The organism is Angustibacter peucedani (assembly GCF_054779595.1).
Map to the genome: position 1 here is coordinate 1 of NZ_BAAGXY010000059.1, position 25670 is coordinate 25670.

A 25670-nucleotide genomic window follows, 5' to 3' on the forward strand; every position below is an offset into this window, starting at 1 on the left:
GGCGCGGGCCGGCGCGCGGGGCGCGGACGTCCAGGCCCACGGCGGACGGCGGCGTGGCGGCCAGGTGCAGCACGGGAGCGGTGCGCAGTGCGGCCTCGGGGGCGGCCGTCGTCCGCTCTGCGATGCGATCTGCGGCCGTGCGGTGGGTGGTGGTGCGGTGGGCGGTGCCGCGGCTGCTGCTGCGGCCGGCGACCCCGGTCGTCGCAGCGGGAGAGCCGACCAGCCGGAGCCCGCCGCCGGACGGTGCCGGAGCGGCCTGCGCGGCCCCCGCGGGCAGCAGCAGACCGGCCAGGAACAGCAGCGCGGCCGCGGCGAGCGCGGGCGCACGGCGGCCCGTCACCGGGGTCCCGTCCGCTCGCCGCACGCGTCGAGGCTAGCAACCGCTGGCATGATCGGTCCGTGGACGAGGTGCGCATCGACGACCGCGGCATCCGGCTGGGGCAGCTGCTCAAGCTGGCCGGGCTAGTCGACCAGGGGTCCGACGCCAAGGCCGTGCTCGCGGCCGGCGAGGTGACCGTGAACGGCGAGGTCGAGACCCGCCGCGGCCGCCAGCTCGAGCGCGGGGACGTCGTCCGCCTGGGCTCGACGTCGGTCCGGGTGGGCTGACGGTCGGGTCAGGTCGGGCGAAAGGCTCCACCGCGGGCCCTCGACGTCCGATGATGGAGGGGTGACCCTGTCGACGACCGCTGCCCGGGTGATGAGCCTGGCGCAGGACGGTCAGCCCGCTGCTGCGCTCGCCCTGGCCGAGCGCGCGCTGCTGGCGTCGGCGGACGCGAGCCCGGTCGAGCTCGCCGGGCTCTGGTACACGATCGCGGTCACGCACCACGTGCGGCAGGACGCCGCCGCCCAGCTGGCCGCCACCGAGCGCTGCCTGGAGGCCGGCCGCGCGGCCGGTGCCCCTGGCTGGACGGCGAACGCGCTGTCCATGCGCGCCATGGCGCAGGCGCGGGCCGGGGCGGTCGAGCCGGCGCTGCTCGACCTGGCGCGCAGCGAGGTCGACCTGGCGGCCTGCGACGACGACGGCCTGCGCTGCTGGGCGCACACCGGCCTCGGCTACTGCTACCTCGAGCTGCGGCTGTACGAGCTGGCGCTGCCCCACTTCGAGGCGGCCGTGCGGCTCGACGCCAGCCCGATCCCGCTGGCCGAGGCGGCCACGATCGACCTGATGAACCTCGCCGAGCTGCACCTGCGCTGGGCCGACGAGCTCGAGCGGCTCGGCGGCGACGACGCCGAGCAGCTCGCGTCGGTGGAGCGGCACCGGGCGGTCGGGCACGCCCACGCCATCGACGCCGTCGCCGCCGCGACCGTCGTCGGCGCCGGCTCGCTGCTCGCCGCCAGCCGGGCGATGGAGCTGTGCTCGCGCTCGGCCGACGACGCCGCGGGCTCGGTCGGGCAGCTGCGCCAGGCGTTCGCCCACCCCGACCACCGCGACCACCAGGGCGGCCGTGCCCAGGTCGGTGGCGCGCTCGCCCGGGCGCTGTGGACCCTCGGCCAGCGCGACCAGGCCATCGCGGTGGCCCGCGAGTCCGTCGTCCACGCCGAGTCCGCCGGCGACTGGCAGGTGCAGGCGAGCGCCCAGTGGCTGCTGGTCGAGCTCAAGGCCCGGGCCGAGGTGCCCGGGTCGGCCGCGGGTCACGCCTACGGCCAGCTGCTCTCGCGCGTGCTGTGGCAGCAGCGGCTCAGCACGCTGCAGGGCGCGCGGGCCGCGCTGGACGTCGAGCGGCTGCGGCGCGACAACGAGATCGCCGTGCGCGAGGCGGCCGAGGACCCGCTGACCGGCGTCGGCAACCGGCGCGCGCTGGCCGAGGCGCTGGCCGCGGCCGAGGCGACGGTGCCGGTCGGGGCCGAGGTCGGGCGCGGACCGGCGCACAGCCTGCTGCTGGTCGACCTCGACGCGTTCAAGGCCGTCAACGACGTGCACGGGCACGTGGTGGGCGACGACGTCCTGCGGGCCGTCGCGAACGCCCTGCGCTCGACCGCCCGGGCCGAGGACGTGGTGGTGCGCCTCGGCGGCGACGAGTTCGTCGTCCTGGCGCGCGACGCCGACGCCGCGGCCGGGCGCGCCCTCGGCGAGCGGGTCACCGCCTCCATCGCGGCGCTCGTCGTCGAGTCCCCCGCCGGACCGCTCGCGCTGCGCGCCAGCGTGGGCGTGGCCACCACCGGCGCGGACGTGGCCGTGGCCGACCTGCTCGGCGCCGCGGACGTCGCGATGTACCGGGCCAAGGGCCGCGGCGCGCCGCACGTCCAGCCGCACAGCGCCTGACCGGCCGGGACGTCCGGGTTGACGGGCGGCGTCGTCGTCCGGCATTGTTCCGCGTGGAATATTCGCGGCGGTGCACTCCGCGCGGAGTGATCAGCGGGACGAGCGACGAGGAGGCCGGGCCGTGGCCGGATCCCTGACGCCGCTCGCCGTGTCGGTGCTGGCGCTGCTCGCCGAGCGGCCGATGCACCCGTACGAGATGTACCAGCTGCTGCTCGAGCGGCACGAGGACGAGCTGGTCAAGATCCGCCCCGGCTCGCTCTACCACACGGTCGAGCGGCTGGCCGGGCTCGGCCACCTGCGCGCGTGCGGCACCGAGCGGTCCGGCAACCGGCCCGAGCGCACGACGTACGAGATCACCTCGACCGGCCGCGCGGCCCTGCGGTGGCGGCTGCTCGAGATGCTCAACGCGCCGGTCAACGAGTACCCCGAGTTCCCGGTCGCGCTGGCCGAGGCGCACAACCTGCCGCGCGACCTGGTGGTCAACCAGCTGCGCGACCGGGCGGCCTCGCTCGACGCGCAGGCCGAGCACCTGTCCGACCTGATGGCGCAGGCCGTCGACCGCGACGTCCCCGAGGCGTACTGGCTCGAGGCCGACTACCTGCGAACGGTCCAGCGCGCCGAACGCGACTGGATCCGCACCACCGTCCGACGCCTGGAGCGCAAGGAGCTGCAATGGCCGATCGAGAGCACGTGAACCCCTGGCCGGCGCTGTGGGCGCTGGTCCTGGGCTTCTTCATGATCCTGGTGGACTCCACCATCGTGTCGGTGGCGACGCCGGCCATCCTGCGCGACCTGGACGCCGACGTGAACGCCGTCGTGTGGGTGACCAGCGCGTACCTGCTGGCCTACGCGGTGCCGCTGCTCATCACCGGGCGGCTCGGCGACCGCGTCGGGCCGAAGAACCTGTACCTGGTCGGCCTGGCGGTCTTCACGCTGGCGTCCCTGTGGTGCGGGCTCACCGGCAGCATCGAGATGCTCGTCGTGGCTCGGGTCTTCCAGGGCCTGGGCGCCTCGCTGATGACGCCGCAGACCATGGCCGTCATCACCCGCACCTTCCCCGCCGCCCAGCGCGGTCGCGCCATGAGCCTGTGGGGTGCGGTGGCCGGCGTCGCGGTGTTGGTCGGCCCGATCCTGGGCGGCGTCCTCGTCGACGGGCTGGGCTGGGAGTGGATCTTCTTCGTCAACGTGCCCGTCGGGGTGGTCGGCTTCGTCCTCGCCTGGCGGCTGGTGCCGACGCTCGAGACGCACCCGCACCAGTTCGACCTGCTCGGCGTGGTGCTGAGCGCGCTCGGCATGTTCCTGCTGGTCTTCGGGATCCAGGAGGGCGAGTCCTACGACTGGGGCACCATCACCGGACCGATCTCGGTGGTCTCGCTGATCGTGGCCGGGGTCGTCGTCCTGGCGCTGTTCCTGGTGTGGCAGAAGCGGAACCGCGGCGAGCCGCTGCTGCCGCTGTCGCTGTTCGGCGACCGCAACTTCTCGCTCGCCAACGTCGCGATCAGCGCGGTCGGGTTCACCATCACCGCGATGGCGTTCCCGCTGATGCTGTGGGCGCAGGTCGTCCGGGGGCTGAGCCCGACCCGCTCGGCGCTGCTGCTGGTGCCGATGGCCGTGATCTCGGGCTTCCTCGCGCCGTTCGTGGGGCGGCTCACCGACCGGGCGCACCCGCGGTACATCGCGGGCTTCGGGCTGCTGTGCCTGCCGGTGTCGCTGGTCTGGCTGTCGGCGGTGCTGAGCCCGACCGCGCCGATCTGGCACGTGCTGCTGCCGATCGCGCTGCTGGGCGTGGCCAACGGGTTCATGTGGGCGCCGCTCGGCACGACCGCGACGCGCAACCTGCCGATGCACCAGGCCGGTGCGGGTGCGGGCGTCTACAACACCACCCGCCAGGTGGGCGCGGTGCTGGGCAGCGCGGCCATCGCGGCGCTCATGCAGTCGCGCCTGGCGGCCGAGCTGCCGAGCGCGCCCGGTGGTGCCTCGGCTGGTGGCGCCGGAGCCTTCGGCGCGAAGCTGCCGCCCGCCCTGCTCGACGGCTTCAGCTCGGCCATGGCGCAGTCGCTGCTGCTGCCGGCCGCGGTCGCCGTGATCGGGCTGCTCGCGACGCTCGCCTTCGCGGCGCCGAGCCACCTCGCGGCGTCGAAGGCGCCGGCCAGCGAGCCCGTCCCCGCCTGACCGGCGCTCCCCACTGGTGAAGGGTTTCCAACCTCTCGAGGCGCTCTGAGAGGTTGGAAACCCTTCACAGGTGGGGAGCGGTGAGGGGGAAGGTGGCGAGCACCTCGTGGTGGGGCCGCCCGCCAGGGCCCTGGCCCAGCCGCGACTCGACCAGCTCGACCTCCGCGGCCGACCACCGCGGCCCGGCGTAGGAGTCCAGCACCCGCAGCCACCGGGTGAGGTCCTGCGGGCGGCCGCTGCGGGCGAGCGTCAGGTGCGGGTGGAACCGCCCGCCGTCCGGGGCCGCACCGGCCTTGGCCGCCGCCGCGCGCACCCCGGTCGCGAGGCGGTCGAGCTCCTGCCGGTCGCCGACGTCCAGGCCGGCGAACAGCACGCGGCCGCGCCCGACGTCGGGGAAGGCGCCGCCACCGCGCAGGGCCAGGGCGAAGGCCGTGCGGCGCGCGGCGGCCCGGCCCAGGCGCTCGGCCAGGTCGTCGAGGTGGCGCTCGGCGACGTCCGGCAGGAAGGCGAGGGTGACGTGCCACTGCTCGGGGGCGGTCCAGCGCAGGGTGGGGTCGGCGGCCCGGCGCGGAGCGACGAAGTCGGCGAGGTCCTCGACGACGTCCGACGGCGGGGTCAGCGCGACGAACGCCCTCATCCGCTCCCCCGGCGGGCGGTCGCGAGCGCGTCGGGGTCGACCGGGACGGCGAACAGGTGGCGCGGGTCCTGCAGCAGGGCCGGTGGCCGCGCGGCCTCCCGCGCCAGCCGCCCGGCCCAGCGCACCGGGCGCCGGTGGACGACGCCCGGCGCCGGCCCGGCGAACGTGTAGTCGCCGGCCACCTCGCCCACGACGAGCTCGTCCTCCGGCGCCGCGAGCAGACCGATGGCGTCCCCCCGCTGCACCTCGCCGACGAGGGCGCGCAGCTGGCGCAGGGCCTTGCCCGGACGACGGCGCGGGGCTCGCTCGCGCAGCAGCGCCGCGAGCTCGGCGTCGTCCGCGTCGCCGGCGTCGACGTCGACCCCGGACGTCGCGTCGAGCCCGACGTAGCCGCCTGCCAGGAAGTGCTCGACCTGCTCGGACGACGGCGCCCGCACGACCCACAGGCGCGGGCCGTCCGGGGGTGGCGCCGGGTCGTGGCGGCCGGGCGGCCAGACGTACGGACGCTCGGGGTCGGCGTCCGGGAAGTGGCGGCGGTAGTGATCAGGATCCTTGCGCACCAGGGCGTCTCGGTGGCTGGCGTGCACGGCGTCGTCGCCGAACCAGTCCGGCAGCAGGCCGTGGTCGGCGAGGTCGCCCTGACCCAGCCCGACGACGTCCGGTGCGAACTCGGTGATGAGCGCACGGGTGCTGTCGGCGTACCCGCGGCTGGTCCAGGCCTCGACGCAGGCGAGCCCGTACCCGACCAGGCCGGACACGGCTCCGCGCCACATCGACACGGCCGGGTGTCGCGCCCAGCCGTAGTCGGGCAGCGTCAGCGCGCGCAGCACCTGCAACGTCTCGACGCGCTGCTTGCCGAGCCGGCGGTCGTCGAGCACGGCCGCGCTGCCCGCGAGGTCGGCCCACGGCACGAAGGTCTGCACCCCACCACCGTGTCGTGACGGGCCGCTGCCGTCCAGCCGAGCTTCGGGATGCAGCCCCGAAGATCAACCGGCACAGTGGGTTTCAGCCCGCACGACCCACGAACGACATCTCGGGAGCCGCCATGTCCACCGACGCCATCGTCCTGCTGCGCGACGACCACAAGGCCATCCGCAAGCTCTTCCGCGCGTTCGAGAAGGCCGGGGACGACGCCACGAAGGCCAAGGGCAAGCTGGCGAAGGACATCATCGCGGCGCTGACGGTCCACACCTACATCGAGAACGAGATCATGTACCCCGAGGTGCGCCGGCTGCTGCCCGACCTCGAGGACGACGTGCTCGAGTCGTACGAGGAGCACCACGTCGCCGACGTCCTGGTCTTCGAGCTGTTCGGCATGAAGCCCGACGCCGAGCGCTTCGAGGCCAAGATGACCGTCCTCATCGAGAACGTCGAGCACCACATGGACGAGGAGGAGGACGACTGGTTCCCCAAGGTGCGCGACGGCCTGGGGCGCAAGCAGCTGCAGGACATGGGCGCGCGGATGGCCGAGGCGAAGAAGACGGCGCCGCGCTCGCCGGCGCAGCCGAGCGCGCTGAAGAAGGCGGTCGACGCCGTCCTCGCGTGATCGCCGCCGGGCGGGACGAACCGCCCGAGTTGCCGCATCTCGGGCGCGGGAGGACGGTGGACGGGCGTCGCTCCCTGGAGGCTCCCCGTGCACCTGTTCCGCCGCACCCTGCCCGCACTGCTCGCCGCCCTCGTGCCCGGGGTGGTGGCGACCGCGGCACCGGCGTCCGGCGCCCCACCCGTGACGGCGGCCGCCGCCGCGACCGGACCGGCACCCGGCGCGCCGGGTGCGAAGGAGGGCTTCCAGCCCGCCGACAAGTCCGGCTTCGGGACGTCGACCAGCCGGGCCAGCCGGGTCTGGTTCACCCAGCAGCGGGCCGGGGGCCTGGGCGAGGTCTTCTACCCCGACCTCGGGACGCCCGCCGCGCGCGGCCTGCAGCTGCTGGTGCAGGACCGCCCCGGCCACGTGGTGCGCGCGGACGACGCCGCGACCGTCACGACGGACCAGGCCGGCCGCGGGGCGCTGGCCTTCACCCAGACCTACCGGTCGACGTCCGGGCGCTGGACCCTGCGCACCACGACCGTCACCGACCCCGCCCGCCCGACGGTGCTGCTCGACGTCCGGGTGACGAGCCACGACGGTGCGGCGCACCCGGTCTGGGTCGCGTACGACCCGGCCCTGTCGAACACGCGGGACGACGACGCCGGCGCCACCCGCGGTCGCGCCCTCGTCGCCAGCGACGCGCACGGCGCGAGCGCCCTGGCCGCGAGCCCGGCACTCACCGCCACCTCGAACGGCTACCGCGGCACCAGCGACGGCGAGCGCGACCTGCTGGCCGACGGCCGGCTCGACGGGCGGTACACCAGCGCCGCGCCCGGCAACCTGGTGCAGACCGGCGCCCTCGCGGTCGACGGTCGCCGGCACCGGACGACGACCCTGGCCGTGGCGTTCGGCCCCGACGCCGACCACGCCCTGGCCGGTGCGACGGCGTCGCTGCGCGGCGGGTTCAACCGTGCCGCGCGGTCCTACGCGCAAGGCTGGCAGCACTACCTGCGCGGTCTGCGCCGACCGCCGTCGGGGCTGACCGGTGCCGAGCGTCTGCTGTACGAGACGTCGGCCATGGTGCTGGCGGCGAGCGAGGACAAGACCTACCGCGGGGCGTACGTCGCGTCCCCGTCGGCGCCGTGGGCGTTCGGCACCGACGAGCCCAGCGGCCCGTACCACCTGGTCTGGTCGCGCGACCTCTACCAGATCGCCACCGGACTGCTGGCTGCCGGCGACCGGGCCGGCGCCGAGCGCGCGCTGACCTACCTGTTCGAGCGCCAGCAGAAGGCCGACGGCTCCTACCCCCAGAACTCCACGGTGGCCGGAGAGCCGTTCTGGGGCGGGCTGCAGCTCGACGAGGTCGCCCTGCCCGCGGTGCTGGCCGACCAGCTCGGGCGGCACGACGCGAAGACCTGGTCGCACGTGCGCCGGGCGGCCGAGTTCCTGCTGGACTTCTCGTCCGACGGCCACGCCGCGCCGTACTCGCCGGCCGAGCGCTGGGAGAACCAGTCGGGCTACTCCCCCAACACGATCGCGGCCGAGATCGCCGGCCTCGTCTGCACCGCTCGCATCGCGCGGGCCAACGGCGCGGACGCCGACGCGCGGCGCTACCTGGCCGTGGCCGACGACTGGCAGCGCCGGCTGAAGAGCTGGACGGTCACGACGAACGGCCCCTACTCCGACCGCCCGTACTTCCTGCGGCTCACCAAGGACGGCCAGCCGGACGTCGGCACGACCTACACGATCGGCGACAGCGGCCCGGCCGACGTCGACCAGCGCACGGTCATCGACCCCAGCTTCCTGGACCTGGTGCGGCTCGGCGTCCTGCCCGCTCACGACCGTGACGTCGTCAACACCCTGCGCGTGGTCGACGAGCAGCTGGGCGTGCGGACGACCCGCGGCCTGTACTGGCACCGCGCGTCGTTCGACGGCTACGGCGAGCAGGCCGACGGCAGCCAGTGGGAGATCGGCCTGCCGGACGGCTCGTTGCTCAACCACGGCCGCGCCTGGCCGCTGCTGAACGGCGAGCGCGGCGAGTACCTGCTGGCGTCCGGTCGCGACCGCGCCGCGCGCGAGCAGCTGGCCGCGATGGCCCGCACCGCGGGGTCGGCGGGCATGCTCCCCGAGCAGGTGTGGGACGACGCCCCGCCGTCCGGGCAGCCCGGGTTCACGCCCGGCACGCCGACGACGTCCGCGACGCCGCTCGCCTGGACGCACGCGCAGTTCCTGCGGCTCGCGCGCGACCTGGCGGCCAGCCGGGTCGTCGAGCAGCCGTCGGTGGTCAGCCGGCGGTACGGCGGCACGGCCGGCTGACCCGGCGCGCCGCCGGTGCATCAGGACGGCGGGTCGGCGCCTCTGCTCTGGTGATCCGGCGGCTCGTGGGGAACCGCCGGACGGACGGAGAGGCACGACCATGCGGTACTTCAGCCGAGCCTTCTGGGCGGCGACCGGCGAGCGGGCGGTCAAGACGTTCGCGCAGACCCTCGCGGCGCTGCTGGCCGCCACGGGCACCGGTGTCCTGGACGTCGGGTGGACCTCGGCCCTGTCGGTGGCGGCGACCGCTTCGGTGGTCTCGCTGCTGTCGTCGGTCGCGTCCGGCGGCGTGGGCCCGACCGGCCCGTCGCTGACGACCGAGGGGCTGAAGCGCCGGGTGGCGCCGACCGCGTGAGGGGCGCGCCGACGTCCTAGGCTGGCGGCGTGACCAGGGCCGCCAGCACCGTGCGCGACCTGCGGGCCGGCGTCCAGGACGACGTCCTCGCGCGCCTGGGCGACCTCGAGGGCACCGGCTTCCTGGCTCGCCTCGACCGCGTCGCACCCGACCTGCTCGAGGCGCTGACCGCCGTCTACGGCAGCAGCGCGGACGTCGACGGGCTGGCAGCCGACCTGGTCGCCGACGCCCTGCGCACGGCCGAGCAACGGGCCCTCCCCCTGCGCCGGCTGGACCGCGCCCGCGAGGTCGACCCGGCGTGGTTCTTGGCCGAGGACGTCGTCGGGTACGTCTGCTACGCCGACCGGTTCGCGGGCGACCTGCGCGGCGTCGCGGCCCGGCTGGACTACCTGGGCGAGCTCGGGGTGCGCTACCTGCACCTCATGCCGCTGCTGCAGGCGCGCGAGGGCGAGAACGACGGCGGTTACGCGGTGCAGGACTACGACGCCGTCGACCCCCGGCTGGGCAGCATGGCCGACCTCGAGGCGCTGGCCGCGGCCGCGCACGAGCGCGACGTGGCGGTGTGCGTCGACCTGGTGCTCAACCACACGGCGCGCGAGCACGCGTGGGCGCAGGCCGCGTTGGCGGGCGACCCGTTCTACCGCGCCTTCTACCGGTTCTTCCCCGACCGCGGCGAGCCCGACGCCTACGAGCGCACGCTGCCCGAGGTGTTCCCCGACATGGCGCCGGGCAGCTTCACCCACCTGCCCGACCAGGACGAGTGGGTGTGGACGACGTTCCACGAGTTCCAGTGGGACCTGGACTGGTCGAACCCGCACGTCCTGCGCGCCATGACCGGGGTGCTCCTGACGCTGGCGAACCGCGGCGTCGACGTCGTCCGGCTCGACGCCGCGCCCTTCTTGTGGAAGCGGCTCGGCACCGACTCGCAGAACCAGCCCGAGGCGCACCGGCTGCTGCAGGTGCTGCGCGCGGTCACGACGCTCGCCGCGCCCGGGGTGCTGCTGAAGGCCGAGGCGATCGTCGGACCGGACCTGCTGGTGCCCTACCTCGGGGGCCACGAGCTCGAGCGGCCCGAGTGCCACCTGGCCTACGACAACCAGCTCATGGTGGTGCTGTGGTCGGCGCTGGCCACCCGGGACGTGCGTCTGGCCGAGCTGGCGATGAGCCGCCGCCGTCCGGTGCCAGCGGGCACGGGCTGGGTGTCGTACGTGCGCTGCCACGACGACATCGGCTGGGCGGTCAGCGACGAGGACGCGTGGGCCGTCGGGCTGGACCCGTTCTCGCACCGGCAGTTCCTCGCCGCGTTCTACTCCGGGCGGCACGCCGGGTCGTTCGCGAACGGCGCCGACTTCCAGGCCAACCCGGCCACCGGCGACGCCCGGACGTCGGGCACCGCGGCCTCGCTCGCCGGCCTCGACACCGCGCTGCGCAGCGGGTGGCGGGCCTTGGTCGACGCGGCGCTGGACCGGCTGGTGCTCCTCTACTCCGTCGCCTACTCGTTCGGCGGGATCCCGTTGGTGTACATGGGCGACGAGCTCGCGCTGCGCAACGACCCGCGGTGGTCCGAGCCCGCCGACCACGCCGACGACAACCGGTGGATGCACCGGCCGCCGATGGACTGGACGGCGGCGGAGCGGCGCCACGACAGCGGCAGCACCGAGGCGCACGTGTTCGAGGCGCTGGTCGCCCTCGGGCAGGCGCGACGGTCGACCGAGTCGCTGCGTTCCGACGCCGACGTCCAGGTGCTGCCCACCGACTCGCGCCACCTGCTGGCGTACGTCCGGCACCACCCGCGGGCCCGCCCGGTGCTGTGCCTGGCCGCGTTCGGGGACGAGCGCGTCTCGGCGGACGTCGGCCTGCTGGCCGCCGCCGGCATCGCCGAGCCCGAGCTGGTGCACTCCTCGAGCGGCGAGCTCGACCTCCACGACGGCCGGATCCACCTGCCGCCGTGGGGTTTCTGCTGGATCACGTCGAGACGAGCGGGCTGATGCGACGACCGACCGTCGGGGTCCTGCACCCCGGGCAGATGGGCACCGCCGTCGCGGCTGCTGCCAAACCCCTTGCGGCGCAGGTGATCTGGGCCGAGGAGGACCGCTCGCGCGCCACCACCAAGCGCGCCGAGTGGGCCGACCTGGTCGCCGTGCCGACGGTCTCCGACCTGGTGCGGCGCAGCGACGTCGTCCTCTCCCTGTGCCCCCCGCACGCGGCGCTCGACGTGGCGAGGGCCGTGCACGAGGCCGGCGGCGTCGACCTCTACGTCGAGGCCAACGCGGTGGCGCCCGCGACGGTCGAGGCGGTGGCCGCGCTGCTCGGCGCCGAGCACGTCGTGGACGGTGCGGTCACCGGTCCCCCGCCGTGGCAGGCCGACGAGGCGGTGCTGCACCTGTCGGGACCGCGCTCGGCCGAGGTGGTCGCGCTGTTCGCGGGATCCCCGCTGGCCACGTCGGTCGTGGGCGAGCGGCTCGGGCAGGCCTGCGCTCTCAAGGCCTGCTTCGCCCTGCACACCAAGGCGGTGCCGACCGCGTACGCGGTGCTGGCCGCCGCGGCCGAGCACCACGGCGTCGGCGACGCCCTGCGGGCCGAGCTGGCCCGCGCCGGGCTCGACCTCGACGCCGCCGTCGCCCGGGTGGCCCGGTCTCTGCCCAAGGCCTGGCGGTTCGCCGGCGAGATGGAGGAGGCCGCCGCGACCTTCACGGCCGCCGGGCTGCCCGGGGGCGTGTCGTCGTCCGCGGCCGAGGTCTACCGGCGGCTGGCCGACGCGCTCGAGCGCGACGCGACGGCCGACCCGGCCGCGGTGCTCGCCGCCCTGCTCGACGAGGGCCGGTGACCGGCATCCGCACCATCGGGATGCTCGGCGGCATGAGCTGGCAGAGCACGGTGCAGTACTACCGGCTGGCCAACGAGCTGGTGGCGCAGCGGCTCGGCGGGCTGCACTCGGCGAAGGTGCTTCTGCACTCGGTCGACTTCGCCGAGGTCGAGCAGCTGCAGACCGCGGGGCGCTGGGAGGACGCCGCCGTGCTGCTCGCGGACGCGGCCCGCGGGCTGGAGGCCGCCGGCGCGGACCTCGTGCTGATCTGCACCAACACCATGCACCGCGTCGCCGACCAGGTGCAGGCCGCGCTCGACGTCCCGCTGCTGCACCTGGGTGACGTGGTCGCGGAGGCGGTGACGTCGTCCGGGCTGCGCACGATCGGGCTGCTCGGCACGGCGTTCACCATGGAGCAGCCCTTCTACCGCGACCGCCTCGCGCGCCACGGCCTGGCGGTGCTGGTGCCGGACGACGACGACCGCGCCCTGGTGCACCGCGTGATCTACGACGAGCTGTGCCAGGGCGTGGTGAGCGAGTCCTCGCGGGAGGCGTTCCGGCGGGTGATCGTGCGGCTGGTCGACGCGGGTGCCGAGGGCGTGGTGCTGGGCTGCACCGAGATCGAGCTGCTGGTGGGCGCCGACGACAGCCCGGTGCCGGTCTTCCCGACGACGCAGCTGCACGTCGAGGCCGCGGTCGACCTCGCCCTCCGCGCCCCCTGACCCCGCCTGCGTCCGAAGAACTGGTCGCTATGCCGACCAGTCCTTCGGACGTCCCGCGGGGGTCAGGCCGGGGAGGGCGAGCGTGTGGGACGCGCGCACCGCCTTGGCGGCGAGGTACCGGCGGTTGGCGGGCGAGAGGTGCACGCGGGTGGGCAGCTGCTCGGTGACGTCGACCCCGAGCGCGGTCAGCTGCTCGACCTTGTGCGGGTTGTTGGTGAGCAGCGCGCACCGCTCGACGCCGAGTGCCCGCAGCATCTGGGCCGCCACCGCGTAGTCGCGCTCGTCCTCGTCGAAGCCGAGCGCGAGGTTGGCGTCGAAGGTGTCGAGCCCGGTGTCCTGCAACCGGTAGGCGTCGAGCTTGGCGTAGAGCCCGATGCCGCGGCCCTCCTGGCGCAGGTACAGCAGGTACCCGCCGACGTCCGCGATGCGCTCGACCGCCTCGCGCAGCTGAGCCCCGCAGTCGCAGCGCTCGCTGCCCAGGACGTCGCCGGTGAGGCATTCGCTGTGCGGCCGCACCAGCAGCGCGTCGTCCGGGTCGCGCGGGGCGCGCGGGTCGCCGAGCTCGAGCGCGAGGTGCTCGCGGCCGTCGACCAGGCCGTCGAAGGTGATGGCGCGGGCCGTCGTCCGGTAGCCGTCGGCGAAGCGCAGCGGCAGGGCCACGCCCGTGCGAACGGACGCCGGGGGCAGGCCGGCGCGCGTCACGACCCGCTCCCGAAGCGCGACGACAGCGCGTACCGCAGCAGCGCGACGTCGCCGATCTGCGTGACGTCGGCCAGCGTGGCCCGCCGGTCCGGTCGCCACGGGAAGGCGCCGTTGCCGACGAACCGCGCGGCCCGGCCGTCCCCGACGAAGAACGGCGCCACCACGAGCTGCAGCTCGTCGGCCAGGCCCTCGCTGAGGAACTGCGTGTGCACCGATCCCCCGCCCTCCACCATGAGCCGCTGGACGCCGCGGCGGTGCAGGTCGTGCACGACCCAGCCCAGGTCGACCGGTGCCCCGCCGTCCACGACCTCGGCCACCGCGTCGAGCCGGCGGTGCGCGTCGGACGTCGCCTCGCGCCGGCAGTAGACGAGCTTGGGGCTGTCACCGGTGGTGAAGAACTGCGAGCGCGGGTCGAGGTCGGCGTGCGCGGTGAGCGTCACCTTGGCCGGGGTGGCGGTGGTGCCGCGCGCGACGCGCTGCGCCTGCCGCGACGGCGATCGCACGAGCAGCCGCGGGTCGTCGTTGCGCACGGTGGCCGCACCCACCAGGATCGCGTCGCAGCCGGCGCGGACCTCGTCGACGCGCTCGAGGTCGTCGGGGTTCGACAGCACGAGGCGCTCGCCGGTACCGGCGTCGAGGTAGCCGTCGAGCGACATGCTGGCGCTCAGCACGGTGTACGGACGCTCACCCACGAGCCGCTCCCTGCAACGTCCGGACGACGGGTGCCGGGCGAGGCGGGACCTCGACCCGGTTGCGCCGCAACGGGTCTGCCACCAGCACGAGCAATCCCGGCAGCGCGGCCACCAGGGCGAGGACGCCGTAGACGACCGAGGCGCCGAGCCCGGCCGGGCCGCCCAGGCCGGCGGCGGCGAACAGCGCCGCGGCGGCCCCCTCGCGCGGGCCCCACCCCGCGACGTTGGTCGGCAGCCCCGAGGCCACGAGCACCAGCAGGGCCAGCGGCAGCAGCTGCGCGGCGCCGGCGTCGAGGCCGGTGGCGCGTGCGGCCAGCACGAAGGTGGCGACGTGGCCGGCGACGACGAGCGCCGACAGCGCGAGGACGGCGGCGGGCGCCGACCCTCGGCCGATCAGGCCGCGCCGCGCGAGCAGACCGGCCGCGGCGGCAGAGACCACGAGGGCCGCCGCCGCGGCGGTGCGCCAACCGGCTCCCAGCCCGGACGGCAGCGCCAGCAGGGCGAGCGCGGCGAGCGCGGCCTGCACGAGCTGACCGGCGCAGCGCTCCCACCACACCGGTCGCAGCCCGTGCCGCACCGCGCGGTGGACGTCCCCGAGCACCCCGCCCGGCAGGGTCGCGTTGAGCAGCTGGGCGCGGTAGCAGGCGGCCACGGCCTCGCCGAGCGGGACGTCGACGTCCAGGCCGCGGGCGACCAGGCGCCAGCGGGCGGCGGCGCAGGTGGTCGTGACGGCGCCGAGAGCCGCGGCGGCGAGCAGCAGCCGGACGTCGAATGAGGCCGCCGCGTGCCGGAACGGCGCCGGGCCGAGCTGCAGCGCCACCACGGCGAGCACCGCGGCTCCGCCGAGCACGCGCCATCGAGCACGAGCCATCACGCGCTCCTCCCGGTCGGCGTGCGGGCCTTCACCCCTTCCACGGACCTCGCCGCCACGAGGTTCACCCGGCGAGGGATCAGCGGGCGGCGGCCGGGCTGGCCGCGACCGAGCGCAGGACGTCGTGCACCCGGGCCGCCGTCGTCGTCCAGGCGGTGAGTCCGTCACGGCGCCGCCGGGCCGACGCGCGCAGCCGAAGGCGCAGGCCGGGGTCGCCCAGCCACCACCGCACGGCGTCGGCCAGGGCGCGCGGGTCGTCGGGCGGCACCAGCAGCCCCGGCCGGTGCCCCTCGCCGTCGTGGCCGAGCGCCTCCGGCACGCCGCCGACCTCGGTCGCGACCACGGGCACCGCGCGGGCCAGCGCCTCGGTGACGACCATGCCGTACGTCTCGGTGCGCGAGGGCAGCAGCAGGACGTCCGCGGTGTCCATCGCCTCGGCCAGGTCGGCCCCGACAAGCGGACCGGTGAGCAGGAAGCGCCCGGTGAGCCGGTGACGCTCGGCCTGCCGCGCCAGCTCGTCGACGAACGCGGGCGCCGTCGTCAGCGAGCCGACGCAGGTGCAGGTCCACGGCGCGTCGACCTGCGCCAACGCCGCGAGCAGCACGTCCTGGCCCTTGTGCGGGGCGACGGATCCGACGCACAGCAGCCGGTCGCCGGCCGGCGTCCCCGGTGCCGGTGCCGCGCGGTCGACCCCCGGCTCCGCCACGTGCACGTCCAGCTCGTCCAGGTCGTAGCGCGTCACGAGCCAGCGCTGGCACCACCGGCTCGTCGTCACGACCCCGGCCGCCGCGTGGAGCACCTCGGACTCGCGCTCGGCCGTGTCGGGCCCGGCGTCGGCCCCGAGCGCCAGCGGCAGGTGCACCAGGACGACGAGCCGTAGCCGGTGCCCGTTGGGCCGCAGCAGCTCGGGCACCGCGCACGCGACCAGGCCGTCGAGCAGGACCAGCGAGCCGTCCAGAGCCGCGAGCAGGCGGCCGAGCGGTCCCCAGGCCGCCGCCCCGACCACCGGCCAGGTACCCGGCACCGCGTGCTCGACGACGTCCCAGCCGTCGGCGCGCAGGCCGTCGCACAGCCGGCGGTCGTAGACGTTGCCGCCGCTGCGCCGGGCCGGGTCGTCGACGCCCTCGGGCAGGACGACGTGCAGCGCGGTCACAGCTCGCGCTCGTAGGCGGCCCACGCGAGGTGCGACTCGCGCAGGGTGACGACGAGCCCGGCCAGACCCGCAGCGCCGGCACCGAGGCGGCCGTCGTGCACGCGCTCGGCCAGGCGGTCGGCGACATGCCGGGCCAGCACCTCGGTGGTGGTGTTGGTGCCCGCGAGCTCGGGGACGTCGTCCAGGTTGCGGTAGGCCAGGGGCTCGAGCACCTCGGCCAGCTGCGCGGTGGCGCGGCCGATGTCGACGACCACGCCGTCGTCGTCCAGGTCGGGGCGACGGAACGTCGCGTCGACCACGTAGGTGGCGCCGTGCAGCCGTTGCGCCGGACCGAAGACCTCGCCGCGCAGGCTGTGGGCGATCATCACGTGGTCGCGCACCGTGACGCTGAACATCGGCTACCCCTCGTCGTAGGTGATGGTGTGGCACAGGGCGGGCAGACGGCCGTCGGCGAGGCGCGGCATCACCTGGGGCAGCTCGTCGAACGGCGAGCTGCCGGTGACGAGGGCGTCGAACACGTCGTCGCGCAACAGGTCGAGCGCGAGCTCCAGCCGATCGGCGTGGCTGCGACGCCCTCGGCGGGACGCGGCCACCGCACCCACCTGGCTGGCCCGCACCCCCAGCCGCCGCGAGTGGAACGAGCCGCCGAGCTGCAGCGTGACCTCGCGGTCGCCGTACCAGCTCAGGTCGAGGACGGTCGCGTCGTCGGCGAGCAGCTCGAGCGACAGCTGCAGGCCCTCGGCCGTCGCGCTGGTGTGCACCACCAGGTCGCAGCCGGACGGCGCGGCGCCAGGCTGGGCGAACCCCGCACCCAGCGCGTCGGCCACCGCGACCCGCGACGGGTCCACGTCGACCAAGGTCACCGTCACCCCCGGGATCCGTTGCAGCAGAGCGGCTACCGCGCAACCGACCATGCCCGCCCCCACGACCGCGACCCGGTCGCCGACCAGCGGCGCGGCGTCCCACAGGGCGTTCACCGCCGTCTCGACCGTGCCCGCCAGCACCGCGCGGGCCGGCGGGACGTCGTCCGGGACGACGGCCACGGCCGACGCCGGCACGACGTACCGGGTCTGGTGCGGGTAGAGGCAGAAGACGGTGCGCCCGCGCAGCGCACCGGGACCGTCCTCGACCACCCCGACGTTGAGGTAGCCGTACTTCACCGGCGCGGGGAAGTCGCCGTCCTGGAACGGGGCCCGCATCGCCTCGTGCTGGCTGACGGGCACGCCGCCGCGCTGCACCAGGCCCTCCGTGCCGCGGCTCACCCCCGAGCGCACCGTGCGCACCACGACGTCCCCGGGGCCGGGGTCGGGCAGGGCGACCGGCCGGATCTCGCCGACGCCGGGGCCGGTGACCCAGAACGCCCGCGCCTCCGCCTGCACGCCGCCCACCTCTCGTCGTCCGGGATCGAACCGGTCGGCCGCCCGGCGCGTGGTACGCACGGACACCTACAACACGGAGGCGCCGTGCGTGCGGTTCAGCGGGGCCCGCTGCTGGGGCTCGTCGCCCTGGTCGCGCTGCTCGGCGCGCTAGCAGCGACGGTCGGCCTGGGCACCCGCGGCTGGGTCGTCGGGCTGGTCTGCGGCGCCGGGCTGTGCGTCTTGCTGCTGCGGGCGCAGCACCGGGCCGGCACCACCCGCCTCGGCCCCGCCGACCGCGTCACGCTCGCCCGCGCCCAGCTCGCCTGCGCGGTCGCGGCGCTGGTGGCCTCGCCGGCGCAGGGGGCCGGCCGGGTCGTGGTGGTCGCCGTGGCCGCGCTGGCGCTGGCGCTCGACAACGTCGACGGGCGCGTGGCCCGGCGCACCGGCACGGTGTCCGCGCTGGGGGCGCGGTTCGACATGGAGGTCGACGCCTTCCTCATCCTGGTGCTGAGCGTCGACGTCAGCCGGACGACGGGCGTCTGGGTGCTCGCCATCGGTCTCGCGCGGTACGCGTACGTCGCCGCCGGGTGGGTGCTGCCGTGGCTGCGCGGACCGGTGCCGTTCCGCTACTGGTGCAAGGTCGTCGCCGCGGTGCAGGGCGTCGTCCTGACGGTGACGGCGGCCCACGTGCTGCCGGCCGGGGTGACGACCGCCGCGGTGGCGGTGGCGCTCGTGCTGCTCGCGGAGTCGTTCGGCCGTGACGTGTGGTGGCTGTGGCGGCGGCGCGAGCGGGTGCAGCGGCCGCGGGTGCGAGCGGTCGTGACCGGGCTCGCCGTGCTGCTGCTGTGGGCTGCCCTGGTGCTGCCCGACGGCGGGCCGCTGCGGGCCGGCGTGCTGGCCCGCGTCCCGGTCGAGGCGATCGCCCTGCTGGCCCTGGCGGTGCTGCTGCCCCTCACGGCGGCCCGGCTGGTCGCGGTGGTGGCCGGGCTCGCCCTCGCGGTGCTGACCCTGCTGCGCGGTCTCGACACCGGCTTCTCGTTGGCCCTGGGCCGGCCCTTCGAGCCGCTCTCGGACTGGGCGTACGTCGGCTCGGCGCACCGCCTGCTGCGCTCGTCGACGGGTCGGGACGTGACGACGCTCGTCACGGTCGGTGCGGTGGCGGTGCTGGTCGGGCTGCTGGCCCTGCTGCCGCTGGCCGCGGTGCGCGTGGCGCGGGTCGCGTCGGCCCGGCGCGCGACCGCGCTGCGCGTGGTGGCCGGCCTGGCCGCCGTCTGGACCGGCTCGGCGTTGCTGGGCCTGCCGATCGCCTCGGCCGCGGCCACCGAGACCGCGGTGCGGCACGTCCGCCAGATCGACGGCGCGCTCGACGACGGCCGCCGGTTCAGCCAGGCCGTGGCCGACGACCCGTGGCGGGCGGTGCCGTCGTCCGAGCTGCTCACCGGGCTGGCCGACCACGACGTGCTGCTGGTGTTCGTCGAGAGCTACGGGCGCGTGGCGCTCGACGGGCCGGCGTCAGCACCCGTGCGCACCGCGCTGGCCGACGACACGGACGCCATGCAGCGCAACGGGTACGCGATCCGCAGCGGGTTCCTCACCTCGCCGACGTTCGGCGGCATCAGCTGGCTGGCGCACTCGACGTTGCAGTCCGGGCTGCGGGTGGGCGACCAGCGGCGGTACGACCAGCTGCTGCGCACCGACCGGTTCACGCTGAGCCGCGCGTTCGGCCAGGCCGGCTGGCGCACGGTCGACGACGTGCCGTCCAACACCGGGCCGTGGCCCGAGGGCGAGCGCTTCTACGGGTACGACCGCGTCTACGGCGCCGGGGACGTCGGCTACCGCGGCCCGCGGTTCGGGTACGCGACCATGCCGGACCAGTACGTGCTGCAGGCGTTCCAGCGGCTCGAGCTCGACCCCGCCCCGCGCCGTCCGGTGATGGCCGAGATCGACCTGGTGTCGAGCCACACGCCCTGGGCCCCGCTGCCACGGATGGTCGAGCCGTCGGCGGTCGGCGACGGCTCGGTGTTCGGCCCGGTGGCGGCGCAAGGGCCCACGGCGCAGCAGGTCTGGCGCGACCAGCACCAGGTGCGCGCCGCGTACGCGCAGTCCGTCGTCTACTCGTGGGACGCGCTGACGTCGTTCCTGCAGCACAGCACCGACCCCGACCTGGTCGTGGTGGCGCTCGGCGACCACCAACCGGCGACGGTAGTCAGCGGAGCCGGCGCGAGTCACCAGGTGCCGGTCAGCCTGCTGGCGCGCGACCCCGCCATCGCCGACCGCGTCGCCTCGTGGGGCTGGACGTCGTCGCTGCTGCCCGCGGACGACGCACCGGTGTGGCCGATGGAGGCCTTCCGCGACCGCTTCCTGACCGCGTTCAGCCGGTGATGTCCGGGCGGTAGCGGTCAGCCCCCGGACGTCGGCTGGCTGGCCTTCCCGTCGAGCCAGAGGGTGTCGGACGCGTCGCGGTGCGAGCCGGTCGTGCCGACGTGCTTGGCGCTGATCTGCGGACCCTTGGTGATGACGTGCACCATCGCCATGCCGTGGCCGCGCCCGAGGCCGTGCTCGTCGGCCAGCCAGGCCAGGATCTCGCCGGCCTTGGTGCCCTCGCCGTAGCCGCGCGCGGTCGCCTGGTCCAGCAGCTGGCGCGGGGTGAGCCCGGACTTGACCTCGACCGCGTCGAGGTAGGCCTGGAAGGACATGTCGGTTCCTCTCGTCGTCCGGTCTGCTGGTGGTGAGACCGGCGCGACGTCACGAACTCATCGGCGGCGCGCGTGCATCACGGTGTCGTGCAGCGTGACCTGGTGCCCCTCGGGGTGGCGACCGGAGCGCGGGCGCGCCTCGGCGGTCACGACCTCCCATTCCCCGGGCCCGGCTTCGAGGTCGGCCGCGAGCTCCTCGGCGGTGAAGTAGAGCTCGGGGTGCGGGGGTCGGGGCACGACGTCGGCGTCGCTCGGGTGGTGGGCGGCGACGACGAACGAGCCGCCGGGTGCGACGGCCGCCGCCAGGGCGGCGTAGACCGGACGACGGTCGTCGCTGGGCAGGTGGATGAACGCGGCGGTCACCAGGTCGAACGAGCCCGGCTCCGGCGCCCACGCCATCAGGTCGCGCACCTCGAAGGTCGTGCGGTCGGCGAGCCCGACCTCGGCGGCGCGTGCGACCGCCCGGCCCACCGCGACCTGCGAGACGTCGACGCCCAGCACCTGCCAGCCGTGCTCGGCCAGCCAGAGGGCGTCACCGCCCTCGCCGCACCCGACGTCCAGCGCCCGGCCGGGAGCGAGGCCCTGCACCTCGTCGCGGACGACGTCGTTCACGTGGCCGCTCCAGAGCGCCTCCGACGTCCCGTACCGCTCGTCCCAGAACGCGGCGTCCCACCGCGGTCGCTCGTCCTGCTGGTGGCCGTGCCCGTGGTCGCTCATGCCCCCACTGTGCGGCCCACCCGGGCCCACGCCAACTCCTGTTGCCAGACCAGCAAGCCCGCTACGTCCGACGATCTGGCCGCGACAGCGACCAGATCGTCGGACGCAAGCGCCGAAGCCGAGGGCCTAGCGCGCCTCGAGGGCCGCCGTCAGGAGGGACACCAGCGCCTCGAGCTGGACGTCGGCCGCCGCGGCCTCGTCGTCGTCCGCCCCGTCGAGCGCCCGCGCGGCCAGGCCGGCCTTGCTGTCGACCAGCTCGGCCACCCGGGTGTCGATGGTCTGCGCGGCCAGGATGCGCCAGGCCGTCACCGGCTCGGTCTGCCCGATCCGGTGGCTGCGGTCGATCGCCTGGGTCTGCTCGGCGTCGGTCCACGACAGCTCGGCGAGCACGATGTTGGACGCGACCTGCAGGTTGATGCCGACGCCGGCCGCGGTGAGCGAGCAGACCGCGATCGCGACCGAGGGGTCCTCGACGAAGGCGTCGATCTGCTGCTGCCGCACGCGGTTCGTCTGGTTGCCACGGATCGAGGAGTACCCGATGCCGCGGTCGGCGAAGAGGCCCTCGGCGGCGTCCATCACGTCGACGTGCTTGGCGAAGAACACGACCTTGCCGGCGCTGCGCGCGAGCTGCGCCGCGTAGTCGGCCGCCGGGCCGGCCTTGGCCAGGCCGATCTCGCGCATCATCGTGAAGACGTTGTCGCCCGACGACGCTCCCGTCGCGTCCTTGCGCTCCCAGGTCGCGACCTGGCGCACGAGGTCGCGGTCGATCCCGTCGATCGCCGGTCCGACGCTGCGGTTGGCCAGCGCGGCCTCGTAGCGGCGCACCATGCGGCGCGCCAGCTCGGCCTCGGCGGCGCGGATCGACCGGCCGGCCCGCTCGTCGAGCTCGACCGGCAGGTCGGCGATGCGGCGCGCGGGGATGTCGGCCGCGACGTCGACCTTGCGGCGCCGCACGATGCCCATGTCGATGACGCACTGGCGCGCCGAGGAGTAGAAGCCGGGGTCGGCCGGCGTGTACCCGGCGTCCTCGAGACCGTGCATGAGCTGGCCGCGCGGCGCCTTGTCGTCGATCCAGCCGAGGAACTGCCAGATGGCCCGGAAGTCCTCGATGTCGTTGATCAGCGGGGTGCCGGTGAGCGCCATCATCAGCGGGTCGTGCACGCGCGTGCGGATCCGGTCGGCGATCTCGAGCACGTGCTGCGAGCGCTGCGACGACTTGTTCTTGATGAAGTGGGCCTCGTCGACCACCATGCCGCGGAAGCCGAGGTCGCCCAGCCAGCCCACGTGCCGGTCGAGCACCTCGTAGTTCACGACGACGACGTCGGCGAAGGCGTCGACGGTGTCACCGTCGCCGTGCACCACGGTGGGCGTGCGGGTGGGCGTCCAGAGCCCGACCTCGCGCGCCCAGTTCGTCTTGACGACGTTCGGGACGACGACGAGCAGCGGGTAGGCGTCCGCGGCCTGCGCGGCGAGCAGCGCCTGCGCGGTCTTGCCCAGGCCGGGCTCGTCGGCCAGCAGGAACGTGCGGTGCCCGCCGGCCGCGGCGGCCACCAGCTGGGCCTGGTGCTTCATCAGCTCCTTGCCGGCGGACGCGCGCAGCGAGGTGGGCTCGGGCAGGTCCATGCAGGCCGGCGCACCGGCGCCCGCGCGCTCGAACGAGCTGAACAGCGGGCCGAGCAGCTCCCAGCCGGCCAGCAGCCGGGCCTGCGCCGGGCGCGGCCGCGGCTGGGAGAAGTCGGGGGCGAGGAAGGGGTTGGACAGCTGGCGCGAGACCACCGACTGCGGCACGACCCGGCGGCTGACCGGGGCCGGCGTCGTGGCGACGGCCTCGGGCTGCGGCTCGGGCTCGTCGGGGTCAACGTCCGGGACGGCGATCCCGCCGTCGGTCAGCATGTCGCGGCGGAGCTCGCGGGCGGCGTCGGTGACGACGGCGTCCTCGGCGAGCAGCGAGAGCAGGGAGGGGTGCTGGGCCGCGGTCTGGGCCAGGATCACCGCGATGCCGTCGAGGCGCTTGAGCTCGGTGGCCCGCCGCTGGTCGCTGAGCCCGGACGCCGTCTTGACCCGGGCGCGCTCCTCGCGCACCAGCAGCGCCACGACCTGGAACTTGGTGCGGGTCGACGCCTTCACCGCCCCGCGCTGCACCGCGTTCTCGACCTCGCGCACCGTGCGGGCGAGGACCGGGATCACGCCCTCCTCGTCGCGCCGGCGCGCCCGCGGCTGCTGCCGCTGGGCGGACGTGCGAGCGCCGCCCTGACGCTGACCACCTCGAGCCACACGCTCTCCTCGCTGTGCCGGCACGCGTGACGTGCCGGCACGGAGCAGCCGGGACGCCGAGAGCGCCCTGGCGCTGGACGTCGAGCCGGACCTGCTCGACGGTGCCTGCCTCGCGGCCCGGACCGGCGACGGTCGACGAGCAGCGTGGTACCGGTGCCGACCCTGCTGCGGCACCGCCACGATCGTATCCCACCGCACGGGAGGCGCCGGGGTTACGGTCAGCCCATGGACATCGGCATCGGCCTCCCCTCGACCATCCCGCAGGCCTCCGGCGCGGACGTGCTGGCCTGGGCGCGCGCCGCCGACGAGGCCGGCTTCTCGACCCTCGGCACCATCGACCGCGTCGTCTACGGCAACCACGAGACCGTGCCGACCCTGGCCGCGGCGGCCGCGGTGACCGAGCGGATCCGGCTGACGACGGCCATCATGATCGGCCCGTTCCGCGGCAACGGCGCCCTGCTCGCCAAGCAGCTGGCCAGCGTCGACAGCCTCAGCGGCGGCCGGCTCACCCTCGGCCTGGCCGTCGGCGGCCGCGAGGACGACTTCACCGCCACCGCCACCGACTTCCACTCGCGCGGCGCCGACTTCGACGCCCAGCTGGCCGAGATGAAGGCCGTCTGGGCCGGTGAGGCGCGCGGCACGGCCGGCGCGATCGGGCCGGCTCCCGTGCAGGCGGGCGGACCGCCGATCCTCGTGGGCGGCACCAGCGAGGCGGCCGTCCGGCGCACGGTCGAGCACGGCGCGGGCTGGATCGCGGGCGGCGGCGGACCCGACGCCTTCGCGAAGGGCGCGGACGTCGTCCGGTCGGCCTGGTCGGACGCCGGGCGCGAGGGCCGGCCGCGGCTGGCGGCCCTGGGGTACTACGCACTCGGGCCGGACGCCCAGCAGTCGGCCGAGGACTACCTCGGCGACTACTACGCCTTCCTCGGCGAGTACGCGTCGCAGGTCGCGGCCGGGGCGCTGACCAGCGAGGACGCGGTGCGCCAGGCGGTGGCGGCGTTCGCCGACGCCGGCTGCGACGAGCTGGTGCTGTTCCCCTGCTCGCCCGCGCTCGACCAGGTCGAGCGGCTGGCCGCCGTCACGCTCGGCTGACGACCACCCCGGACGCCCGCCCGCCGACCGGGTGACGGGTCGTCAGCACACTTCAGCGCGCTCGGCGTACCGCCGACAAGGTGACGTGCCCGCCCCGTCGACCCGCTGGCGCGCCCGTCCGGTGCGTGCTGCGCTGCTGCGCGCCGCCGCGATGGTCGTGCCGGTCGTGGCCGGCGTGGCGTCGGGCGTGCTCATCAGCCGGGTCCTGCCCCCGGTGCACTCGTGGCCGCTGGCTGTCGGCTGCTGGCTCCTGGTGCTCGCGGCGTCGACGGTCGTGATGCACGCCGTCGACCGGGTCACCCGACGGCTGCTTCCGCTGGCCACCCTGCTCAAGCTCTCGATGCTGTTCCCCGACCGGGCACCGTCGCGCTACAAGGTGGCGCGCTCGGTGTCGGGGACGCGCGCGCTGACCGCCGAGCTCGAGCGGGCCCGCGTCTCGGGCGTGCAGGGCGACCGGCAGCAGGCGGCCGAGACGATCCTGGCGCTCGTCGGCGCGCTCGGCGACTACGACAGCCGCACGCGCGGCCACTCCGAGCGCACGCAGCTGTTCGTCACGATGCTGGCCGACGAGCTCAAGCTCAAGCCCGACGACCGCGACCGGCTGGTCTGGGCCGCGCTGGTCCACGACATCGGCAAGCTCAAGGTGCCGTCGTCCGTGCTGAACAAGCCGGGCGCCCCTGGGGCGGACGAGTGGGAGCTGCTGCGCCGCCACCCCGTCGACGGCGCCACCATCTGCGCGCCGCTGCGCGAGTGGCTGGGCCCGTGGGCGACCGCGATCGAGCAGCACCACGAGCGGTTCGACGGCACCGGCTACCCGATGGGGTTGTCGGGCGAGCAGATCGGCTTCGCCGGTCGCGTCGTCGCCGTCGCCGACTCCTACGAGGTCATGACGGCCGCGCGGCCCTACAAGAAGCCGATGACGCCGGTCCAGGCGCGCGAGGAGCTCGCGCGCTGCGCCGGCACGCAGTTCGACCCCGCGGTGGTGCGCGCCTTCCTCAACATCTCGCTCGGCCGGCTGCGCTGGGTGGCCGGCCCGCTGACCTGGCTGGCGCAGGTGCCGCTGCTGCAGACCCTGCCGTCGTTGGGCCGCGCGCTCGGCACGGCCGCCGGCGCGGTGGCCACGACGGCCACCGCGATCGCGCTCGGCACCGTGCCGTGGGGCCACCACGACACGCGCCCGCCGGAGCCCGCTGCCGCCGTGGCGGTGCCGGCGGCGACGCCCACGGCGACCGCGCCGAGCCCGTCGGCGACGTCCACCCGGACGCCACGGACGCCGCGGCCGACCGACGTCCCGACGCGGGCCGCGGAGGCCGACG

At 75.5% G+C, this 25670-nt stretch carries 24 protein-coding genes and 1 pseudogene; 13 read left to right on the forward strand and 12 right to left on the reverse strand.

The genetic code is table 11. The features are described 5' to 3' along the window. A pseudogene (locus tag ACYVJ4_RS11770) lies at positions 1–340 on the reverse strand (hypothetical protein); the annotation flags it as partial. A gap of 59 nt (positions 341–399) precedes the next feature. Here ACYVJ4_RS11770 and ACYVJ4_RS11775 point away from each other — a divergent pair. The 4 genes from ACYVJ4_RS11775 (at position 400) to ACYVJ4_RS11790 (ending at position 4435) form a co-directional block, all read left to right on the forward strand. Continuing rightward, a complete protein-coding gene (locus tag ACYVJ4_RS11775; protein ID WP_460460318.1) occupies positions 400–606 on the forward strand; it encodes an RNA-binding S4 domain-containing protein in 207 nt (68 codons plus the stop codon). Between the two features lie 61 nt (positions 607–667). After that, the gene (locus ACYVJ4_RS11780; protein WP_460460319.1) at positions 668–2263 is read left to right on the forward strand and encodes a diguanylate cyclase; all 1596 of its coding nucleotides are present in this window, start codon (positions 668–670) and stop codon (positions 2261–2263) included. 121 nt (positions 2264–2384) lie between these two features. Next, positions 2385–2957: a PadR family transcriptional regulator gene (locus tag ACYVJ4_RS11785; RefSeq protein ID WP_460460320.1), complete on the forward strand. Its 573-nt coding sequence runs from the start codon at positions 2385–2387 to the stop codon at positions 2955–2957. After that, positions 2936–4435, forward strand: coding sequence for a DHA2 family efflux MFS transporter permease subunit (locus ACYVJ4_RS11790; protein ID WP_460460321.1), 1500 nt, complete (start codon positions 2936–2938; stop codon positions 4433–4435). The genes ACYVJ4_RS11785 and ACYVJ4_RS11790 overlap by 22 nt, the downstream gene beginning before the upstream one ends. A 64-nt stretch (positions 4436–4499) precedes the next feature. Here ACYVJ4_RS11790 and thpR read toward each other — a convergent pair whose 3' ends face one another. Together thpR and ACYVJ4_RS11800 are read right to left on the reverse strand one after the other, a co-directional pair. Continuing rightward, positions 4500–5072 (reverse strand): RNA 2',3'-cyclic phosphodiesterase, encoded by a 573-nt coding sequence (gene thpR, locus ACYVJ4_RS11795; RefSeq protein WP_460460322.1) that lies wholly within the window; start codon positions 5070–5072, stop codon positions 4500–4502. Next, a complete protein-coding gene (locus tag ACYVJ4_RS11800; RefSeq protein WP_460460323.1) occupies positions 5069–5995 on the reverse strand; it encodes an MSMEG_6728 family protein in 927 nt (308 codons plus the stop codon). Before ACYVJ4_RS11800 ends, thpR begins: the two co-directional genes overlap by 4 nt. 122 nt (positions 5996–6117) lie before the next feature. Here ACYVJ4_RS11800 and ACYVJ4_RS11805 point away from each other — a divergent pair, with 122 nt between their 5' ends. The 6 genes from ACYVJ4_RS11805 (at position 6118) to ACYVJ4_RS11830 (ending at position 12799) form a co-directional block, all read left to right on the forward strand. Continuing rightward, positions 6118–6618 carry a hemerythrin domain-containing protein gene (locus tag ACYVJ4_RS11805; RefSeq protein ID WP_460460324.1) on the forward strand — a complete coding sequence of 167 codons (501 nt, stop codon included), beginning with the start codon at positions 6118–6120 and terminating at the stop codon, positions 6616–6618. A 93-nt stretch (positions 6619–6711) separates the two neighbouring features. Further along, positions 6712–8916, forward strand: coding sequence for a glycoside hydrolase family 15 protein (locus tag ACYVJ4_RS11810; protein WP_460460339.1), 2205 nt, complete (start codon positions 6712–6714; stop codon positions 8914–8916). Positions 8917–9016: 100 nt separating this feature from the next. Beyond that, complete coding sequence (locus tag ACYVJ4_RS11815) at positions 9017–9271, forward strand: holin (RefSeq protein ID WP_460460325.1); 255 nt, start codon at positions 9017–9019, stop codon at positions 9269–9271. A 29-nt stretch (positions 9272–9300) separates the two neighbouring features. Beyond that, complete coding sequence (locus ACYVJ4_RS11820) at positions 9301–11259, forward strand: amylosucrase (RefSeq protein WP_460460326.1); 1959 nt, start codon at positions 9301–9303, stop codon at positions 11257–11259. Then, a complete protein-coding gene (locus tag ACYVJ4_RS11825) occupies positions 11259–12098 on the forward strand; it encodes a DUF1932 domain-containing protein (RefSeq protein WP_460460327.1) in 840 nt (279 codons plus the stop codon). Before ACYVJ4_RS11820 ends, ACYVJ4_RS11825 begins: the two co-directional genes overlap by 1 nt. Before the next feature lie 5 nt (positions 12099–12103). After that, positions 12104–12799 (forward strand): aspartate/glutamate racemase family protein, encoded by a 696-nt coding sequence (locus ACYVJ4_RS11830; RefSeq protein ID WP_460460340.1) that lies wholly within the window; start codon positions 12104–12106, stop codon positions 12797–12799. Between the two features lie 27 nt (positions 12800–12826). Here ACYVJ4_RS11830 and ACYVJ4_RS11835 read toward each other — a convergent pair whose 3' ends face one another. From ACYVJ4_RS11835 to ACYVJ4_RS11860, 6 genes are all read right to left on the reverse strand, one after another. Continuing rightward, complete coding sequence (locus ACYVJ4_RS11835) at positions 12827–13501, reverse strand: GTP cyclohydrolase II (protein ID WP_460460328.1); 675 nt, start codon at positions 13499–13501, stop codon at positions 12827–12829. After that, positions 13498–14193, reverse strand: a complete 696-nt coding sequence (locus ACYVJ4_RS11840) for a RibD family protein (RefSeq protein ID WP_460460329.1) — start codon at positions 14191–14193, stop codon at positions 13498–13500. Before ACYVJ4_RS11840 ends, ACYVJ4_RS11835 begins: the two co-directional genes overlap by 4 nt. Next, positions 14186–15064, reverse strand: a complete 879-nt coding sequence (locus ACYVJ4_RS11845; RefSeq protein WP_460460330.1) for a lysylphosphatidylglycerol synthase domain-containing protein — start codon at positions 15062–15064, stop codon at positions 14186–14188. The genes ACYVJ4_RS11840 and ACYVJ4_RS11845 overlap by 8 nt, the downstream gene beginning before the upstream one ends. Positions 15065–15143: 79 nt before the next feature. After that, positions 15144–16217, reverse strand: coding sequence for a glycosyltransferase family 4 protein (locus ACYVJ4_RS11850; protein ID WP_460460331.1), 1074 nt, complete (start codon positions 16215–16217; stop codon positions 15144–15146). Beyond that, entirely contained in the window at positions 16214–16612 is a 399-nt protein-coding gene (locus ACYVJ4_RS11855) for a 6-pyruvoyl trahydropterin synthase family protein (protein WP_460460332.1), read from the reverse strand. The genes ACYVJ4_RS11850 and ACYVJ4_RS11855 overlap by 4 nt, the downstream gene beginning before the upstream one ends. Before the next feature lie 3 nt (positions 16613–16615). After that, positions 16616–17596, reverse strand: a complete 981-nt coding sequence (locus tag ACYVJ4_RS11860; RefSeq protein WP_460460341.1) for a zinc-dependent alcohol dehydrogenase — start codon at positions 17594–17596, stop codon at positions 16616–16618. 84 nt (positions 17597–17680) lie between these two features. Between ACYVJ4_RS11860 and ACYVJ4_RS11865 the strand changes: the two genes are divergently transcribed. After that, positions 17681–19957: a CDP-alcohol phosphatidyltransferase family protein gene (locus ACYVJ4_RS11865; RefSeq protein WP_460460333.1), complete on the forward strand. Its 2277-nt coding sequence runs from the start codon at positions 17681–17683 to the stop codon at positions 19955–19957. Between the two features lie 17 nt (positions 19958–19974). Here ACYVJ4_RS11865 and ACYVJ4_RS11870 read toward each other — a convergent pair whose 3' ends face one another. The 3 genes from ACYVJ4_RS11870 to ACYVJ4_RS11880 form a co-directional block, all read right to left on the reverse strand. Further along, positions 19975–20271, reverse strand: a complete 297-nt coding sequence (locus tag ACYVJ4_RS11870) for a DUF4287 domain-containing protein (protein ID WP_460460334.1) — start codon at positions 20269–20271, stop codon at positions 19975–19977. A gap of 57 nt (positions 20272–20328) precedes the next feature. After that, positions 20329–20988 carry an SAM-dependent methyltransferase gene (locus tag ACYVJ4_RS11875; protein ID WP_460460335.1) on the reverse strand — a complete coding sequence of 220 codons (660 nt, stop codon included), beginning with the start codon at positions 20986–20988 and terminating at the stop codon, positions 20329–20331. A gap of 126 nt (positions 20989–21114) precedes the next feature. Next, a complete protein-coding gene (locus ACYVJ4_RS11880) occupies positions 21115–23262 on the reverse strand; it encodes a DEAD/DEAH box helicase (RefSeq protein WP_460460336.1) in 2148 nt (715 codons plus the stop codon). A 225-nt stretch (positions 23263–23487) separates the two neighbouring features. Between ACYVJ4_RS11880 and ACYVJ4_RS11885 the strand changes: the two genes are divergently transcribed. Together ACYVJ4_RS11885 and ACYVJ4_RS11890 are read left to right on the forward strand one after the other, a co-directional pair. Then, positions 23488–24354: an LLM class flavin-dependent oxidoreductase gene (locus ACYVJ4_RS11885; protein WP_460460337.1), complete on the forward strand. Its 867-nt coding sequence runs from the start codon at positions 23488–23490 to the stop codon at positions 24352–24354. An 85-nt stretch (positions 24355–24439) separates the two neighbouring features. Then, positions 24440–25670, forward strand: a 1231-nt coding sequence (locus ACYVJ4_RS11890) for an HD-GYP domain-containing protein (RefSeq protein WP_460460338.1), incomplete at its 3' end; no start/stop codon positions are given.

Excerpts from the sequence above, each read along its gene's own strand:
- ACYVJ4_RS11885 (WP_460460337.1), top strand. The coding sequence starts at position 23,488 with ATGGACATCGGCATCGGCCTCCCCTCGACCATCCCGCAGGCCTCCGGC.
- ACYVJ4_RS11845 (WP_460460330.1), bottom strand. The coding sequence starts at position 15,064 with ATGGCTCGTGCTCGATGGCGCGTGCTCGGCGGAGCCGCGGTGCTCGCC.
- ACYVJ4_RS11815 (WP_460460325.1), top strand. The coding sequence starts at position 9,017 with ATGCGGTACTTCAGCCGAGCCTTCTGGGCGGCGACCGGCGAGCGGGCG.
- ACYVJ4_RS11875 (WP_460460335.1), bottom strand. The coding sequence starts at position 20,988 with ATGAGCGACCACGGGCACGGCCACCAGCAGGACGAGCGACCGCGGTGG.
- ACYVJ4_RS11870 (WP_460460334.1), bottom strand. The coding sequence starts at position 20,271 with ATGTCCTTCCAGGCCTACCTCGACGCGGTCGAGGTCAAGTCCGGGCTC.
- ACYVJ4_RS11825 (WP_460460327.1), top strand. The coding sequence starts at position 11,259 with ATGCGACGACCGACCGTCGGGGTCCTGCACCCCGGGCAGATGGGCACC.
- ACYVJ4_RS11855 (WP_460460332.1), bottom strand. The coding sequence starts at position 16,612 with ATGTTCAGCGTCACGGTGCGCGACCACGTGATGATCGCCCACAGCCTG.
- ACYVJ4_RS11805 (WP_460460324.1), top strand. The coding sequence starts at position 6,118 with ATGTCCACCGACGCCATCGTCCTGCTGCGCGACGACCACAAGGCCATC.
- ACYVJ4_RS11790 (WP_460460321.1), top strand. The coding sequence starts at position 2,936 with ATGGCCGATCGAGAGCACGTGAACCCCTGGCCGGCGCTGTGGGCGCTG.
- thpR (WP_460460322.1), bottom strand. The coding sequence starts at position 5,072 with ATGAGGGCGTTCGTCGCGCTGACCCCGCCGTCGGACGTCGTCGAGGAC.